Raw genomic sequence first — 210 nt, 5'->3', positions numbered from 1 at the left:
GGGGTGTTTGCTTTCAACGGGGAAACTGGTGACAAGCTGTTTACAAGAGTCAGTGACAAGTACTTGGTTTTATGCCTATTTAACTGGAATAGCTCAACAAGTAAAACAGACATATAACCTTCCATTGGTTCTTATTGTTGATAATGCCTCGATTCATAGAAGTAAAAAGATGGCTGATTACAGAGAGCTACTTAAAACTAACTTTTCGAC

General features: G+C 37.6%; 1 pseudogene. It reads left to right on the top strand.

Annotation, left to right across the window (positions count from 1 at the left end):
• Nucleotides 1-210, top strand: a pseudogene (locus WFH18_RS18450) (transposase); the annotation flags it as partial.

Source organism: Acinetobacter sp. USHLN143 (assembly GCF_037145695.1).
GTDB lineage: Bacteria > Pseudomonadota > Gammaproteobacteria > Pseudomonadales > Moraxellaceae > Acinetobacter > Acinetobacter fasciculus.
The sequence above is the reverse complement of the archived record's forward strand: the minus strand, read 5'-3'. Positions and strand labels throughout refer to the sequence as shown.